8 protein-coding genes and 3 pseudogenes are annotated in these 17,455 nt (G+C 47.8%); all 11 read left to right on the forward strand.

From position 1 onward, the window contains the following. Positions 1–191 precede the first annotated feature (191 nt). The 11 genes and pseudogenes from ACYCS5_RS19705 (at position 192) to ACYCS5_RS19755 (ending at position 17,372) form a co-directional block, all read left to right on the forward strand. Complete coding sequence (locus tag ACYCS5_RS19705) at positions 192–686, forward strand: GNAT family N-acetyltransferase (protein WP_029517582.1); 495 nt, start codon at positions 192–194, stop codon at positions 684–686. A gap of 200 nt (positions 687–886) precedes the next feature. Further along, positions 887–1,870 carry a Gfo/Idh/MocA family protein gene (locus tag ACYCS5_RS19710; RefSeq protein WP_029517581.1) on the forward strand — a complete coding sequence of 328 codons (984 nt, stop codon included), beginning with the start codon at positions 887–889 and terminating at the stop codon, positions 1,868–1,870. 489 nt (positions 1,871–2,359) lie between these two features. After that, positions 2,360–4,576: pseudogene (locus ACYCS5_RS19715) on the forward strand (glycoside hydrolase family 3 C-terminal domain-containing protein); the annotation flags it as partial. Then, a pseudogene (locus tag ACYCS5_RS19720) lies at positions 4,572–5,411 on the forward strand (glycoside hydrolase family 30 protein); the annotation flags it as partial. The pseudogenes ACYCS5_RS19715 and ACYCS5_RS19720, both read left to right, overlap by 5 nt. Before the next feature lie 195 nt (positions 5,412–5,606). Next, positions 5,607–8,543 carry an S-layer homology domain-containing protein gene (locus ACYCS5_RS19725; RefSeq protein ID WP_459760023.1) on the forward strand — a complete coding sequence of 979 codons (2,937 nt, stop codon included), beginning with the start codon at positions 5,607–5,609 and terminating at the stop codon, positions 8,541–8,543. Continuing rightward, positions 8,540–12,592 carry an S-layer homology domain-containing protein gene (locus ACYCS5_RS19730; protein WP_459760024.1) on the forward strand — a complete coding sequence of 1,351 codons (4,053 nt, stop codon included), beginning with the start codon at positions 8,540–8,542 and terminating at the stop codon, positions 12,590–12,592. Before ACYCS5_RS19725 ends, ACYCS5_RS19730 begins: the two co-directional genes overlap by 4 nt. A 255-nt stretch (positions 12,593–12,847) precedes the next feature. After that, a complete protein-coding gene (locus tag ACYCS5_RS19735; protein ID WP_029517576.1) occupies positions 12,848–13,189 on the forward strand; it encodes an iron-sulfur cluster biosynthesis family protein in 342 nt (113 codons plus the stop codon). A 212-nt stretch (positions 13,190–13,401) separates the two neighbouring features. Beyond that, positions 13,402–13,959, forward strand: a complete 558-nt coding sequence (locus tag ACYCS5_RS19740; protein WP_039272489.1) for an SLOG family protein — start codon at positions 13,402–13,404, stop codon at positions 13,957–13,959. A gap of 157 nt (positions 13,960–14,116) precedes the next feature. Continuing rightward, positions 14,117–15,982 (forward strand): annotated as a pseudogene (locus ACYCS5_RS19745) (rhamnogalacturonan lyase). Between the two features lie 175 nt (positions 15,983–16,157). Further along, on the forward strand, positions 16,158–16,391 hold the full coding sequence (locus ACYCS5_RS19750) for a hypothetical protein (RefSeq protein ID WP_039272563.1): 234 nt from the start codon (positions 16,158–16,160) through the stop codon (positions 16,389–16,391). Between the two features lie 111 nt (positions 16,392–16,502). After that, positions 16,503–17,372, forward strand: a complete 870-nt coding sequence (locus ACYCS5_RS19755; protein WP_209950002.1) for a DL-endopeptidase inhibitor IseA family protein — start codon at positions 16,503–16,505, stop codon at positions 17,370–17,372. Positions 17,373–17,455 lie beyond the last annotated feature (83 nt).

Consider the following 17,455-nt stretch of genomic DNA (forward strand, 5'->3'; position numbering starts at 1 on the left):
CGTTCGCATCTAGACAATGGTTTCAAATCCTCGACTGTGTAGGTGGAAACTTAGTTTAGTTGCGGAGGTTGAGTTATTTAATATTGAGCGTTTATCAAGCACGAATAAGGAGATATGGGTAATATTTTAGGTTCTGTGGTTTGATGGAAATCTAACAGTATAACAATTGACGATCATAGGAGAACATAACGATGTTTAAAAGTATCTTTCTAAAAGAGTACTCAACCGAGTATCAATCACAAGTTGTCGATTTAATTTTACATATTCAAAAAGATGAATATAATATCGTCATAACCAAAGAAGATCAGCCAGATTTGCTTGATATTGAAAACTTTTATCAGCGTGGCAACGGCAACTTCTGGGTGGCTCTTCGTGAAGGAACCGTAATAGGGACTATAGCTTTGTTAGATATTGGGAACCGTAAGACAGCACTTAGAAAGATGTTTGTAAAACAAAACTATAGAGGTAAAACATTCAATGTTTCGAATCAATTATTGCATCATTCCATAGGATGGGCTAAGGAAAGGTCTATTGAAGAAATCTATCTTGGAACAACACCACAATTCGTAGCAGCTCATCGATTTTATGAGAAGAATGGATTTGTTAGTGTAGATCCAGGAGAATTGCCGATTAGTTTTCCAGTCATGAAAGTGGATAAAAAGTTTTACAGATACATTATTCAATAAAATGATCCTGAACCAAAACAATGCTGAGGGAAATTCCAGTTCAAAATGTGTGACTTAGTGGCCGCCGTGTCGTCTTGCTGCCAAGCCGCAATATAAACTATCGCTGAGCAGGAATTTCTTTTGTTTAGGACAGGCGTTTGCTAGAATAAAAGGGTATGTTGTAAGTCAACGTTAACCAAATTGCTGGGAGGGACACAAGTATGAGCAAAAAGATTAAATGGGGAATTGTCGGCACAGGCTGGATCTCAGATCAATTTGTGGCGGATTTGGCGCATGTTACGAATGGAGAAGGGTATGCCGTTGGATCACGTACTATTGAAAGCGCTACCGAATTTGCAGCTAAGCATCAAATATCACGAGCTTACGGGAGCTATGAGGAATTAGCACAAGATCCCGAGGTAGATGCTATTTACGTAGGGACTCCTCATCCTTTTCATAAAGAAAATGTTCTGACGGCTCTTCGGGCGGGCAAAGCGGTCTTGTGTGAGAAACCCTTCACCGTCAATAGTAAAGAATTGGAGGAACTAATCGGCTTTGCACGTGAGCGTAAGCTATTCCTGATGGAAGCAATGTGGACACGTTTTTTGCCTCCGATTCGCCAAGTGCAGGAGTGGATACATGCGGGACACATTGGCGAGGTAAAGCTGGTTAAGGCAGAATTTGGTTTTCGGGTAGATTGGAACCCGGAGGGCCGGCTTTTGAACCTTGAGCTGGGCGGAGGTGCTCTGTTAGATGCAGGAATTTATCCGGTTTCTTTTGCTTCAATGGTCTTCGGTCCTGAACCTGAGCATGTATGGAGCACTGCTCATATCGGGGAGACAGGCGTTGACGAGACATTTTCGATCTTGCTGGATTATGGGCAAGGACGCACGGCTATGCTTAACGGGGCAGTCCGTCTCGGATTGACGAATGAGGCATACATCCATGGAACCAAGGGCTATATTCACATTCCGTCATTCCTAAACAGCACATCGGCTACTTTAGTTGTGGACGGTGAAGAGGCACAACACTTTCAGGATGACCGATCCTCTACAGGCTATGCCTTTGAAGCAGAAGAAGTCGGGCGTTGCTTGAACGAAGGTTTGCTCGAAAGTTCTACTATTTCTTTAGATGAATCATTAGGAATTATGAAACTGATGGATCAGATTCGTTCACAGTGGGGACTTCGGTATCCGTTTGAATAATCATATTCATTCCAGGGACCTTTCAGGTTCTCTGGAATTTTTTTGTTTGTGAGCGTTATTTTTGTATACATAAGTCTTTCCAATTCCCAAATAGCGACTTTGGTCGCACGCTAGGTAACGCCATATGAGTAAGTCAAGAGTGGGACATATGAATCATTTTTTGTGATTTAAATTAGTTAAAAAACCGTCATTAAAAAGTTACAAAAGTGTAATTTATTCATCGGTTAACTGAATTGTAAACGCTCTCTTTTTATGAAAAAGAATGAAGGTCCTAGTATTGAATTTCCAAAAACTTTCAATGAAATTTCCGAAAATGTGCGGTAGGGTGGTTAACGTGTCACTTGAGCCATTGCGGCTTTTGCTGACTTGCTTGCTTATCCCGTGGCTCTGGATTCTTGTCGGAGCTCGCAGGATCGAGAGCCTTTACAAGCCTGTGAGCGTTGAATAGGCATTCACCTCATGACCTAACATCAAGGAGGAATTACAAACGTGAAAGTGAAATCAACATGGTTGTTCCGTATGGTGATGATGACAGTGATCGCGGCTGTTGTGATCGGACCTATGAATATTGCAGGAGCGGCAGGAAGCCGGACAGATCGGCCTTGGATGAACGCGAGCCTGTCGGCTGAGAAACGGACAGCGCTGCTGCTACAGGAAATGACGCTGGAAGAAAAAATAGATTTGGTAACTGGCAAGGTCAACAATTACTATGGATTCTATAATAATTCGATGGAGCGGTTGGGCATTCCGGCGCTGACGATGGCAGATGGACCTGCAGGTGTACGTATCGCTAATCCGGATGTGCAGGACAAGCAATCGACTGCGTTGCCTGCTCCAATTGCGCTGGCTGCAACGTGGGATACCCAAGCTGCCAAACAGTATGGGGATTTGCTCGGAGACGAGGCTTTTAATACAACTCATAATGTGGTGCTTGGACCCGGGATGGATATTGCCCGTATTCCATGGGGATCGCGAAACTTTGAATCTATGGGCGAGGACCCGCTACTGCAATCTCAAATGGCGACCGCTTATGTCAAAGGTATACAAAGTCATCCTGTTCTGGCGACTGCCAAACATTACCTTATGAATAATCAGGAGACAGAGCGTTTCACAACAAATGTAAAAATCAGTGACCGTGCGCTGCATGAAATTTACATACGTCCGTTTCAGGAGGCTATTGCCAAGGCAGACTTGGGCGGAGCTATGTGCTCCTTTAACAAGGTCAATGGCGAATCGGCATGTGAGAACAAGACCATCATGACAGATCTCTTGAAAAAGGAAATGCAATTCAAGGGCTTCGTGATGAGTGATTATGGCGCGAACCTGAGTACAGTCGAATCGGCAAATAGTGGCTTGGACCTGGAAACACCGGGGACTCCTTATGGAAAATGGGGAGATCAGCTGCTGGCTGCTGTCAAGAATGGTAAGGTAAGTGAAAAAACGATTGATGATAAGGCTGGGCGCATTCTGGTGCAAATGTTCAGCAAAGGTTTATTTGATCACCCGGCTCAAAATAACCAAATTGATGCCCGTGACCATGGCAAGACAGCCCGTCAAGTGGCTGAGGAAAGTATGGTACTGCTTCAAAATAAAAACAATGCATTGCCATTGTCTAAAGATAAACTCAAGTCTATTGCTGTGATTGGCCCCGATGCAGATAACGGCACTGTGGCAGGCGGAGGCAGTTCGCTGGTGAATCCGACGTATACCGTGAGTCCGTTAGAGGGCATCCGCAATCGTGTCGGCAAAGGAGTTACCGTCCAATATGCACCGGGCACAGACCCGATCTCTGCAGGAGACATTATGCCAGGGCCATCTGCTGTTCCGTCTTCACTGTTGACTACATCTGATGAGAAAGAGGATATCAGTGTTGGATATGCGACTTATGGAGATGGCGAACAGGGACTTCGAGGCGAATACTGGAAGAATAACAAGATGGAAGGCAATCCGATTCTTGTACGCAATGATGACCAAGTCAATATGAACCTTGGATTTTATAATTATCAGGGCTTCAATGCAAAGTCTCCTAAAGTTCCAAATACACCAACGACACTGAACGGCTTGATATCTGCACGCTGGACAGGGGCAATTGCAGCTCCCAAGGATGGTGACTATGCATTGTCATTAACCAGTTTGGGATCAAGCAAGCTGTATCTCGACGATAAGCTTTTCGTGGACAATCAAGGTGAAAAGCTGGGCACTACGAAGAAAAACATCTCCCTTAAAGCGGGTGAAAAGCACAAGATACGTATTGAATACCGCGCTGATTATCCGACCAATGGTCGGGATTCCGGTGGTATGGTTCGTCTGGGCTGGGAACCTCCGGCAGATACGTCAGATAAGCTGATTGACAACGCTGTGAAATTGGCGAAAAAATCGGATGTTGCGATTGTTGTTACGCGCACGTATGAGAGTGAGGGATATGTTGAGCGTTCCGATATGGAGCTCCCGAACAATCAGGATCGGCTGATCCGTGCGGTTGCGGCTGTAAATCCGAAAACCATTGTCGTACAAATGAGCGGTAGAGCCGTGCAAATGGATACATGGCAGGACAAAGTCCCTTCCATCGTACAAGCATGGTTTGCTGGACAAGAGCAAGGGAATGCTATAGCGCGCGTCTTATTTGGAGATGTAAATCCTTCGGGTAAGTTGCCGGTAACCTTCCCAGTTAACGAGCAGTCTACACCTGTATCCTCACCAGAGAAGTTATGCTGACTATTTTGTTCGTTACCTACAGGCTTATGCGAACGAAGGGATTCCGATTCAGGCGATTTCCATTCAAAATGAGCCAGAATTCACGACGTCCAAGTATCCCAGCATGAGTATGGGGGCAGCAGAACAGGCGAATTTTATTAAACAATATCTGGGCCCAACCCTAAATCGAAACCATTTATCTACTCAGATTATTGCCTTTGACCATAACTGGGATACAGGGAGTGAATATGCCAAGACCGTGTTAGGAGATGAACAAGCTCGAAACTATACGCATGGAACAGCCTTTCATTGCTACAAAGGAGAACCTACGGCGATGAAAGATGTGCATCATGCTTTTCCAGATAAGCCTGTATATATGACAGAATGTAGTGGGGGAGCGTGGAGTCCGGGCTTTGGAGATGATTTGAGCTGGGATATGTCCAAGCTGATCATTGGTGCACCCCGAAACTGGTCGCAAAATGTCCTCTTTTGGAATATCGCACTTGACCCGTCCGGGGGGCCGACCAATGGGGGGTGCACCAACTGTAGAGGTGTAGTGACCATCGACCCGTTAAGCGGTGCAGTTACGAAAAATGTGGAGTACTATGCGATTGGGCACGCCAGCAAATTTGTCCGTCCAGGTGCGGTACGTATTGATTCTACACATTATAGTGGAAGTATCGAAACGGTCGCCTACTGCAATCCGGACGGTACGCTTGTCCTGATTGCCGCCAATACAGGAGAGAACACAAAGACATTTAAGGTTCGGCAGGGAAATAAGGTTTTCAAATCTACCCTTCCATCCAAGTCCGCGGCTACCTTTCAATGGAATCCTACGGCTTTCTGACACGGTCTGTACATCAACGTTTTATAGAAGTTTTAGAGCGCTTAGCCCATCTGGCTGAGCGCTCTTTTTTCATTTGCTACAAAATCCAGACTGCGAAAAAAATAAAATTTTAATATTGTTCAGAATTGGTTCAGAGGCGGATGATAAGATCTTTTCACTAATAACAAGAATGAACCGTTTACGGGGGAGAGTCTGATGAATCAAGAAACAAATAAAGAATGGCAAAAAGTGCTGATGGTGACGTTGCTGGCAGGTATGGCATGGGGGCCCCAGCTTGTTCATGCGGAAACGAAAGGGAAGACGTCTGCGATTGTGACTAAAACCAGTACAGTCTCTTTTACAGATCAATCCACTATGTCATCCCAGGCATTACAGGCGGTGCAGGAGGCTGTGAAGCAAGGACTAATCACGGGTTATCCAGATGGTTCCTTCCGTCCAGATCAACCGTTAACGCGCAAGGAAATGGCAGCTTTGCTGGCTAATGCACTTAAGCTTGACGCTACGGAGCAAGCAGTAACTTTTAAGGATACGCAGGGGAGTTGGGCCGCTTCTTATATAGAAGCTGTGCGTGCGGCAGGTCTAATGACCGGAGATGAATCAGGTGCTTTCCGCCCGAATGCTGCGGTGAGCCGTGAGGAATTGGCAGCAATTCTGGTGAGAGCGATTGGAGGAACCCATGTTCAAGGCGGAGATGTTCAAGACATTTCTGATGGGGATCAGGTGAGTTCATGGGCCAAAAACAACGTAGAAGCAGCTCTCAAACTGGGGTTAATGGATACGCCGGATAATCGGTTTGACTCTAAAGTACAGGTAAAACGTCAAGATATCGCAGCCTTTCTGGTGAATGTGTTCCAATCGGGTGAACGGACGGGAATCCTTTCTCGTATCGACGGGGATATCGCTTATATGGATGGAAAGCCCTATTTGATCGGCCAGCAATTGAAGCAACTGTTCGGAGCGGACAATGTGCCGGCGCTTCAAGGGGCTACCCTGACCTATCAGGCATCGAACCGAAACGTAGCTGATCTGTCGGCGCTTCAAATTGTGCAAAGTGGTACGGCCCAACATCCGGTGACTTTATATAGCAAAGGGTCAGAATTTAAAGGCAAGTTAGCTATTGCAGCGGATTTTGTGCGAATTCAAGGAGCTACGTTACCTCAGGTAACCTTGATGCAGGGCGCCAAAAATGTAGAGATTCATGCAGACGTAAACGAAATGATCGTAGATACGCATGAGCCTATTCAGATCCAGGGAAGTGGTGTATGGCAGCAGCTTAAACTGAATTTTGCCGATACACAGGTACGTCTCGCCAATGGGATACAGACTGTACAGACCCGTCTTGCGGAGCGGGGAACAGAGACTCAAATTATACGTGATACCACGTTGGATGCATCTTCGGATACATCCTCAACAAGCACTAAAAAAAGTTCATCCGGTGGTGGCGGTGGCAGTTCTACAACGAATCCAACGCCAACACCAATACCAACACCTAATCATGTACCTGTCTCAGCTATAGTTCCTTCCGATCAATATGCCATTATGGGTTCCGGAGATACGCTAGTGGATTTGAAAAATGTGTTTTACGATGCCGATCAGGATGAGTTGTCGTATCATGCGGTCACTTCGGATGTATATGTAGCAGAAGCAGAAGTGGCAAATAAACAGCTTACTTTAAAACCTAAATCAGTAGGAAGCACACAGGTATTTGTTACGGCAGAGGATGGAAAAGGCGGCAAAGCGAGCGTGTTTTTCAACTATACAGTGACCAGCTCTACTTATGAGGAGGACATTAATCATAGTCCTGTCGCGAGCAACAGCCTAAATGACATTCCTTTGCTCTTAAATGAAGGTGGCAAGCAGATTAGTCTGTCTGACTTGTTTAATGACGAGGATGGCGATGCACTGACCTACACGGTGGAATCGGCTTCGCCAGAAGTGGCCACAGGAGAAGTTACAGGCGATCAGCTTATACTTACGCCGCTTCAAGCTGGCACTAGTCTAATGACGATAACAGCCCATGACGGCAAGGGAGGCACAGCCTCGCTTCAGTTAGCTGCTATGGTGAATGCGCCTTTGCCTGATCCGCAGCCTGAGAATCACATACCTGTGGCTTTGCCTCATTTACCTATCGTAGTTACTAATGTGTTACAGGACAAGCTGATGCTGTATCCAGGTTCGTTATTTATGGACCAGGATGGCGACACCTTGACGTATACCCTCACTTCCTCCAATCCCCAAGTAGGCAGTGTGGTGGAGAATGGAGAAGATTCATTTGTAGCACTGCATAACGCTGGTATTACGATGATTGAGATTTCGGCGAATGATGGCCGTGGGGGCGTTTCTTTCACTTCATTTATGCTCCAAGTTGAAGCTCCTCAACCCGTAAATCATCGTCCGGTAGTGACCCGTGTGCCTGAACCTCAATATTTGGACCCGGGAGATGGTCAGCAAATATTGCAGCTGAATGATATGTTCTCTGATGAGGATGGCGACACGTTGACCTATACTGTGGTGTCTTCTGATCCATTGGTGGCAGGGGGGCAGGTAGAAGGGAATACACTTTTCATACAACCGTTGCGTAATGGTGTGACGTTCCTTACGATGACAGCAAATGATAATCGTGGTGAAACGACATCTTTTACGATTCCAGTGATTGTTGAGAAAAGAGATTTGTTCATTTCCGAAGTCGTGTGGCAAGGCGAACCGGATTATCTGGACCAGGCGATTGAATTGTACAATCCGACCAACAGACCGTTGGAGAAAAATAAAATCTGGATTGAGCGATCCGACCAACCAGACCCGATTATCATAAATGCCAATGACGGAGATGTCATTATGCCTGGGCAAACCTTTGTAATTGCGAATGATTTGAGTTCGTTCGGATCGGAAGATTGGTATTATACCTTCCTGCAGTTACAACATAACAATTCGGAACCCGTTACGCTTAAGCTGTACTACAACAACGTGCTCATTGATATGGCAGTTATTGGTCAAGGGCAGGCCTTGGGACGGAACAGTGGTACGGTCATTGGTAATACAGATCCATATCAAGCTGGCGAATGGAATGTTGAGGGGACGAACTCCCCTGTTAATTTAGGTGACTTTATCGGTAGGGAGAGAATGACACCATGAAAAATAAGAAGTTAACCGCTCAGCTGGCAGCTGCATTGCTGCTGCTGAGCCCCTCGCTTCCTGCCGGAGCAGAGCAAGCTACCGTGATAGATGCGGCTTCCGTAGCCAATGGGCCGACAGGGAACAATACTGCCACCTGGACGGACGTACAGCAGCTTACAACACAGCAATTGGAACAACTGCAAAAAGCCCGTGAACTCGGGATTATCCAAGGCGACCCCGCCGGAACGCTCCGACCTGGGCAGAAGCTCACACGTCAGGAGCTAGCCGCACTGCTGGTCAAAGCGTTGCAGCTTCCGACGGGCAACCTGGACGGCGCTGCCTCCTTCACGGACGTGCCCGCCGATAGTTGGGGGCGCCCGGCTATAGAGGCAGCCCGTAAGGCCGGGCTGATGCAGGGCGACGCCAACGGACGCTTCCGTCCGAATGACCTGATCAGCGCCCAGGAACTGGTCGCGCTGTTGGTCAGGTCCGCTGGGACGGGGACGTCTGCGGGCACGCCCGCTAGCACAACCGACTCGCCGTCGGCACAGACGCTGCCGACGGCGTGGAAGGACGCCAGCCCGTGGGCGGCCCCGATGATTCGGGCGGCGCTGAATAACGGGCTGATGAGTGAATTTGGCGGAAATCTACACGCCAAAGACTCGGTAAGCCGCGTAGATGCGGCCAGCCTACTCGTATCTGCTTTGTTTCCACAGGAGCGTGCTTCGCAGCTCGAGGAAATGGACGGCAAGCAGATACGGATCAATGGCATCGCGTATGACGTGGCAGAGCCGCTGCGCGGCATTTTTCACGCGGATAATCAGACCGCGCTGCGCAACGCGGGCATTCGTTTCCATGCCACAGGCCGAACAGTGGACAAGGTGACTTGGTTGGAGCTTCGCAGCAGCGGGACTTCGGCTCGTGACGGCGAAGCAGAGTTCAGTGGAAACATTGTGCTGAACGGACACGGCTCCACGCTAAACGGAGATTTGGTGATCGCTGGTGATTTTACATCCGTACTGCACTTGAATGTGGAACAGCAGTTAACGGTGGATGCCCGGGTACAGCAGGATTTTTATGCACAGGATGTACAGGTGCAGGGACAGACCCATATTAATGGCGGAGATAACAATACAGTTGTATTTGATAGCTCAACGTTGACGCAAATGGATGTCACAAAGCCAGAAGTTCACGTTGTACTTAGTGGTACCGCAAGCGCGACGATCATGAACGTCCAATCCAGCGCAAGCATTGAGGTTAGCGCGAATGCTTCCTTGCCGCAGCTGAATGTTAATGAAGGGGCGAACAAAGTCAATCTTCAGGGAACGGTTCAGACCGTTCAGGTAAATGGCAGCCAGTCCGTCGAGATGACAGGTAATAGTACAATCCAACAGCTGACCGTCACAGGGACGGGGGCTTTGGAATTGAAAACGACAGGCAGTATTGAAAATATTCAAGTCAGCAACCCGGCAGCTAAGGTAAATGTGAGTGGAAATGTACAGGTTTCTGCGGTCACACTGGGTACCGGAGTAGCTTCCAACGCTGTTACGGGTCTAGCTGCGGCAAGTGTAACAGGTACGTCCTCATCTTCTGGAAGCTCATCCAGTTCAACCAGCAGCGCTAACCGTTCACCGGAAGTCGTAAATGCTTCAGTAGAGCGTGTAATTACAGAAGGCGCTGGTGAACAGTTGTACGATTTACGCCAATTCTTTACCGATCCTGATGGGGATAACTTGACCTTTTCGGCAGCTTCTCTTCAATCCGGCATCGTACGGGCGTCCGTATCGGGCAATACATTAAAGCTTACGCCAGTCAGTGTCGGAAAAGCATCCATCAGTGTATCAGCTAATGATGGACGGGGAAAAAGGGTGTCGTCTACCTTCAAAATCACCGTGAATGGCCAGCCAGTGTCTGCGGGTATACCAGATCAGGCCCTTACTGTGGGACAATCGGACTCGGTACTGCATTTGAATGATTATGTTCAGGACCCGGAAAATGCAAGCTTAACGTATCAGGTTACGGTTGATGATCCTGCTGTAGCGTCGGTGGTGCTTGCGGAGGATGAATTGCGTCTGAGTCCGCTTCGAGCGGGCAGTACGAGCGTTCATGTCACTGCCAATGACGGACAGCAAGGAGAGGATGGTAGCACAGGCCAAAAGCAGATTGATTTCAAGCTAACGGTTCAGGGCGCTCCTAACCATGCTCCACATGGACAAGCCCCTCAGCCGTTAACCGTCACATTGGGCCAGCCGGATATGACACTGGATCTTTCAACAATATTTACGGATGCAGATGGCGATCCACTGGTGTTCACAGCGATCAGTTCGGATGCTTCCATCGTACAGACTACCTTAATGAGAGCTCAGCTCTCTTTGCAGTCGCTGCAAGCGGGGAGTGTAAGTATTACCTTGACGGCAGACGACAGCAAGGGTGGAACAGATACAGTTACCTTGATTGTAACGGTTTTGCCCATACCTAACAGTAGCCCGGTAGTAACCCGTGCACCAGACGCTGTACATCTGATTTTAGGCAAGGCTGACGGAACTGTGGATCTGTCCACCATCTTTGCTGACCCGGACCATGACCCGATTCGTTATGAGATCAGTGCGTCTGATCCAGCCGTGGCAGATGCTACAGTTCAAAATGATCAGCTTGTTATTCATGGGTTGACTAGCGGCAATACCGTGATTACCATCACGGCTAAAGACGATAGAGGCGGAGAGATTAGCGCAGACCTACAGGTTCATCTATTGGAAAATGCGGTTATTACAGCGATCCCTGAGCAGTTGCTTCAATTGGGAGATGCTGCATCAGAACTGGATCTCTCACCGTTCTTATTGAACTGGGATCTAGCATCCCTGTCAGTGACAGCAGACACGTATGATCCAGGAATTGCTACGGCCCATATGAATGGTCAGAAACTACAGTTAAACCCAGTAAGTGTAGGGACCACGAGTGTAACACTCAGTGTGTATGATCAGTACGGACGTGCAGAGGGAGCGACGTTCCCGGTTACCGTCAGCATGCCTCAGCTAAATCAAGCTCCTCAAGTCGTAGCGGCTATAAACGAGCAGGTATTGACTCCCGGAGTTACACAGCAAAGAGATTATGATTTGCAACAGCTGTTCAGCGATGAGGATGGAGATGTGCTTCAGTTTACGGTCAGCTCCAGTGATCCGACATTGGTGAGTGCATCAATTAATGGCAGTATCTTAACGGTGGCTTCTGGAACAGGTAGCGGTCTTGCCACTGTTACCATTACAGCCACGGATGGTCGGGGAGGTTCTGTGCAATACACGTTGAATACACGCAATGCCGAACTGGTTTCCGGCGGGATCACTCCGATAGGGGTTAAATACGGCTTGCCGCACAGAACCGTGGATCTGTCCAGTTATTTCCCAGGACAATCTAAATTCCTGGTATATAGAGGAACGCCATCATCGACATTCATCGGTCCTGTAGAACTCATGGGCACCTCCATTCCCCTTTCCCCCGAACCTTTACTGGTATGGGTGGTAGGAGCGGATGGAAGAGCTGTCGTATTTCAGGTCCAACAGGAACCACAGCAAGCGCCTGCTGTATATTTCTCGCAATATGTGGATGGCGGGGATGGAAGAATTGTTTTGCAATTGTATTATAACGGGAATGGAGATCCTTCCCATCGGGCAGACGGTTACTCACTGGAGTTTCATCAATGGATGAAGAAAACAAACCAAATGAAAGTTACCACTCTACCGATTAATCCGGTTTATCCTGCCATGCCCTATATAATCATCGACACTATTTTCTATGATTTCATGGATATTACGAATGCTTGGTATTTCAATGATGAGGGCGATTTCTACAACCCGAACGAATTTAACACTGTTGCATACGTTTTAAAATACCAAGGACAAGTGGTGGATGTATTAGGAAATCCAAATTCACATGAACAGTTTACTCCACAAGGAGGAACGTTCGTCCGCAAGTCAGGAATATCCTATGGATCGTCTGCCTATAATCAGCCAGATGAGTGGAATGCGTTCCCGAAAGGGACCTTTCAATTTGTCGGCATTCATACACCATAAACGGTATGTTTGTCTGCGATCGCCTGTTTTTTGAAGACAGGTCATGAATTCTTAAAAAGGTGTAACCCATCAACTATGGAGGGTTACACCTTTTTATGTACAAAGAGGTAATGATAAAAGAGATCATTTATAGCAGTGAGTGCAGTCACATAGACATATACAAAAACATGACTATAATGTACATATAGTTTAAATTTAGTCTTTTTGGGGCTGACGGTTCCACACACTTTACTCACAAAGGAGAGGATTCATCTCATGAGCATACATTTGGAATTGGATTCCTTATCCGTTGAAAGGCTAGAAATGGCCCTTTCAGGACGACCGGGAATGTTCAAGCTGTTTTATGACACCGAGGATTGTGGATGCAATGGCGTACTCGTCATTTTGGTTGTCACCGCGCCCAATGCAACTGATAAAGCAGTACAGTCTGAGCCTTATTCTTTTTGGGTAGATCAGCAGCAGGAACAGCAGTTCGATAGCAGAATGCGGCTTGAGGCAGACCCTAGTTACCCGTCGTTCAAGCTAAGTAGTGATGCCGGTATATTTAGTAGCAATGTTAGAATTCAAGATCGGCGCGCGAACTCGTCCGAGGAGTGATGTGCGGAGGTAATAGGAATTCATTAAGCACCAAAAAAGCAATTCTGATTTACACCAAGTTTCCAAAAGACGAACCTTGTTTAGCCTATATGGCAGAGGTTCGTTTTTTTTGTGTTATATTCCAATCGTTCCACCAAAAAATGAAGTGTTTAGTGGCCTGCTCTGAAGTGGTACAATAACCTTTATGATAATCGGAGAAGGACGTTGAGAAGATGAAAAACTTGCTCGTTTCGGGCTATCGTGCCCATGAGCTGAATATTTTCAGTCAGAAGCACGAAGGCATTCCATATATTAAAAAGGCGATTGCAGGCAGGCTTATTCCCCTGATCGAAGAAGGGCTGGAATGGGTGATTACCCCTGGCCAATACGGGGTGGACTTGTGGGCCTGTGAGGTCGTTACTGCACTAAAACAGCAATATCCCCACCTAAAATGCTCTATTATGATGGCTTATCAAAATATGGAAGAAAAATGGAAGGAGGACAAAAAGGAATATTTTCAGCAGATTTGTGCCGAAGTTGACTATGTGGGAGTAGTCAGCCGTCAGCCCTATCAGGGAATATGGCAACTCAAGGCACGGGATGAACTCCTTTTCCGCAAAACAGACGGTTTATTGCTTGTTTACGATGAGGATGCCGGAGAGGGCAGCCCGCGTTTTATGAAGGAACTGGCATTGAAAAAACAACAGGCAGAGGGCTATCAGTATATCAGCATCAGCTCGGAGGATATCCAGAGCATCGCGGATGAAGAACGATTATTCATGGACCTCTGATTTTTAAAGCATTAGCCCGGATTTTTGAACAAAAAGGACGTATTCGTCCCTTTACATTGATGTAAGCGCTATCATAGAATTTAAACAACAATAACTTATCAGTCACATAAAATAAATTTATTGAAAATACAAACTATGAAAGGAGCTAATGATTCAGATGAACAAAAGGTTTCGGTATACTGCGTTACTCTGTCTCGGTGTCATGTTGTGTGGAGTGGTCACCCCGATGGATAGCCAGGTCTCTGCTGTCTCTACGAGACAAATGGAAAAGCTGAACCGGGGAGCCGTCGCTGTTAAGGTGCCTGAGGGTGTACTGGTGAGCTGGCGCTTGCTGGGCACAGAAGCGGATTCGGTCGGCTTTAATTTGTACAGAGGGACAAGCAAGGTGAATGATGCGCCGATACCATCGAGAACCAACTTTTTGGACAAGGCAGGTTCGACCTCATCTTCGTATACCGTTCGTGCCGTGGTCAATGGAGCAGAGCAGGCCGCTTCTCCTGCGGTGAAGGTATGGAACAACAACTATCTGGATGTTCCGATCCAGCAGCCCGCGGGAGGCACAACTCCGGATAATGTGAGCTACACGTACCATGCCAATGATGCCAGCGTAGGGGATCTCGATGGGGATGGCGAGTATGAGATTGTGTTAAAATGGGACCCTTCCAATGCCAAGGATAATTCGCAATCCGGTTATACGGGAAATGTATTTTTGGATGGCTACGAACTGGATGGAACGCGCAAATGGCGGATCGACCTGGGACGGAACATACGGGCTGGAGCCCACTATACGCAATTTCTCGTCTATGATTTTGACGGAGACGGCAAAGCAGAGATCGTATGTAAAACAGCAGACGGCACGGTAGATGGTACAGGTGTAAAGATCGGGGACGCTTCGGCTGATCATCGAAACACGAGTGGATATATTTTGAAAGGTCCCGAGTTTCTCACTGTGTTCTCAGGTGATACAGGCAAGGCTCTTAGTACGATTGACTATGTGCCACCACGCGGAACGGTATCGAGCTAGGGAGATAATTATGGTAACCGTGTAGATCGTTTTCTCGCCGGGGTTGCTTATCTGGATGGCGTGAGACCCAGCATAGTGATGGCACGTGGGTATTACACTCGCACCGTTCTGGTCGCATATGATTGGCGGAATGGTAACCTGAGCCGACGCTGGACCTTTGACAGCAACAGCTCCACCAATGCCGGAACGGCTGGACAGGGGAACCACAGCTTGAGTGTAGCGGATGTGGATGGAGATGATAAGGATGAGATTGTGTATGGCTCGCTGGTTGTAGACGATAACGGAGCGAAGCTGGTTAACACCGGGATGGGACATGGTGATGCACTTCATGTTGGCGATCTAGACCCCGACCGTTCGGGCTATGAAGTGTTCAAGGTGAACGAGGACAAAAATGCCACCTACGGAGCTGCCATGTACGATCCGCGTAATGGAAATATTTTATGGGGCGTAAATACAGGCAAGGATACCGGAAGAGGCATGTCAGCAGACATTGACCCGCGGACCAAAGGGAACGAGCAGTGGGCACCGGGTATTGGGTTGCGTTCAGCCAAGGGACAGCTCATCACCAACACGCTACCGTCTTCCATTAATTTTGGCATCTGGTGGGATGGGGATCTCCTCCGTGAACTGCTGGATCATACCTCATCAAGCGCTGGAAAGATAGACAAGTGGAACTACACGAACTCGACTACTTCCAACTTGCTTACGGCAACAGGAACGAGTTCCAATAACGGAACCAAAGGAACGCCGTCCTTGCAGGCCGATCTGTTCGGTGACTGGCGTGAGGAAGTCATTTGGCGTAAAAGTGATAATTCAGCGCTGCGTATCTACACAACACCATACGAGTCAGAACATCGATTTTACACGCTTATGCATGATCCAGTGTATCGCTTGAGTGTTGCCTGGCAAAACGTAGCTTATAATCAGCCGCCGCACACCGGGTTTTATCTGGGAGAAGGGATGTCCAAGCCCCAGCAGCCGAATATATATACTCCTTGATATGTCGTTAGACAGTGGTTTGAAAACAAATAAAATGAACAAAAACAGAGAGGGCTCCAAGCGAATTGGAGCTCTTTTTGTTATGATAGCCCGCAAGATAACGTATGACTTTCATAAAAATGGGAACATTAGTTCTTATAAATGGAATATATGTATGAAAAAGGAGGCGGAATCTGTGAGTTCTTTAACGACTGAAGGTATGATCGAGCTCGTAACTAATGTCGGATTCCCTGCTGCATTAAGTCTGATTCTGTTAAAATACATCCTCGTCACTTTGAGCCGCAGATTAGAGGAGCTGGACCGATCTGTTAAGCAACTGTCGCTATCTTTGGAAGAGATGGAGGCAAAGCAAGTGAAACAGTCAGAGCAACCGTCCCCGGCAAATACGGACAAACTTCGTGCAGAATGAACAAAAAAAGGCAAATAGAAACAATTTAGCAACCCAATCGAGAAGCGAAATTCTTATAATAGAAATGTCTGCAGTTTATGCAGACATATGATTATGGAGGTGTATATAAGTATGAAATTAAATACGAAGCTATCCGCACTATGCATTGCGGCCACACTTATGAGCGTGGCACAGGCCGCCGCTGCCGCGCCCGCTGTGACCGCTCCAGCGGAAGCGACGCAACCGAGCGTTGCCAGTCCGGCCGCATCCGCCCCGGGTCAGGTGCCAGCACCAGCAGCGTCTGCACCGGCTACGACTCCAGCCCCGGCGCAAGCGCCGTCGGCTCCAGCAAGCTCGCCCCCGGCTGCAGCCGCAGGTTCTGCCAAAGCCGCTACACCAGTAGCTCCGTCTGCACCAGCACAGCGTCCATCTACATCGGTAGCACCCGCAGCTGCTCCGATCGTACCTTCGACTGTGAAGCCGTCTAAGCCGCAACAGCCGTCCACTTCAGCGCCAGCAGCAGCGGCTACCAACGTGAAACCGACGCAACTGGACAAGCTGAACCACGAGAGTGCGGTTCCGCTTGTGTTGGAGGCGCAGTCTCGTTATCAATATGCAATCAGTGGTGGCAGCCCGGTGGGTAAGTCGTTCCAGTTGAACGGTAAAAGCTACCGCTATCTGTCCGAGGACATCGGTACAAAGACCAAATTGATCAGCTATCTGACGCAGGCCTACACAAAGCAGGCCAGTGAGCAATTTGTCGGTAAATTTTTCGTCGAAGTTAATGGCAGATTAGCTCAGTTGAACGCAGATGGTGGCAATTTGTTAGAGTTCAACCGGGCTACGGCGAAAATGGTAACCATGACTCCGGTGAAGCGCAGCTACCTGCTGACCGTGCCTTATCCGGCAGAAACCAAGCAAGCGAATGAGAAAATCACCGTGAATTTTGAAAAGGTCGGCAGCTACTGGAAAATCAGCTCTGCGCCGCATGTCATTTTCTAAATTAAGATTTTGCAACAGGCTTCATATGGGGTAAAGTGATGTTAAGGCTTGTTTCGTAAGCCTCAATTCAATGCAGGGGAGTG

The organism is Paenibacillus sp. SEL3 (genome assembly GCF_054602585.1).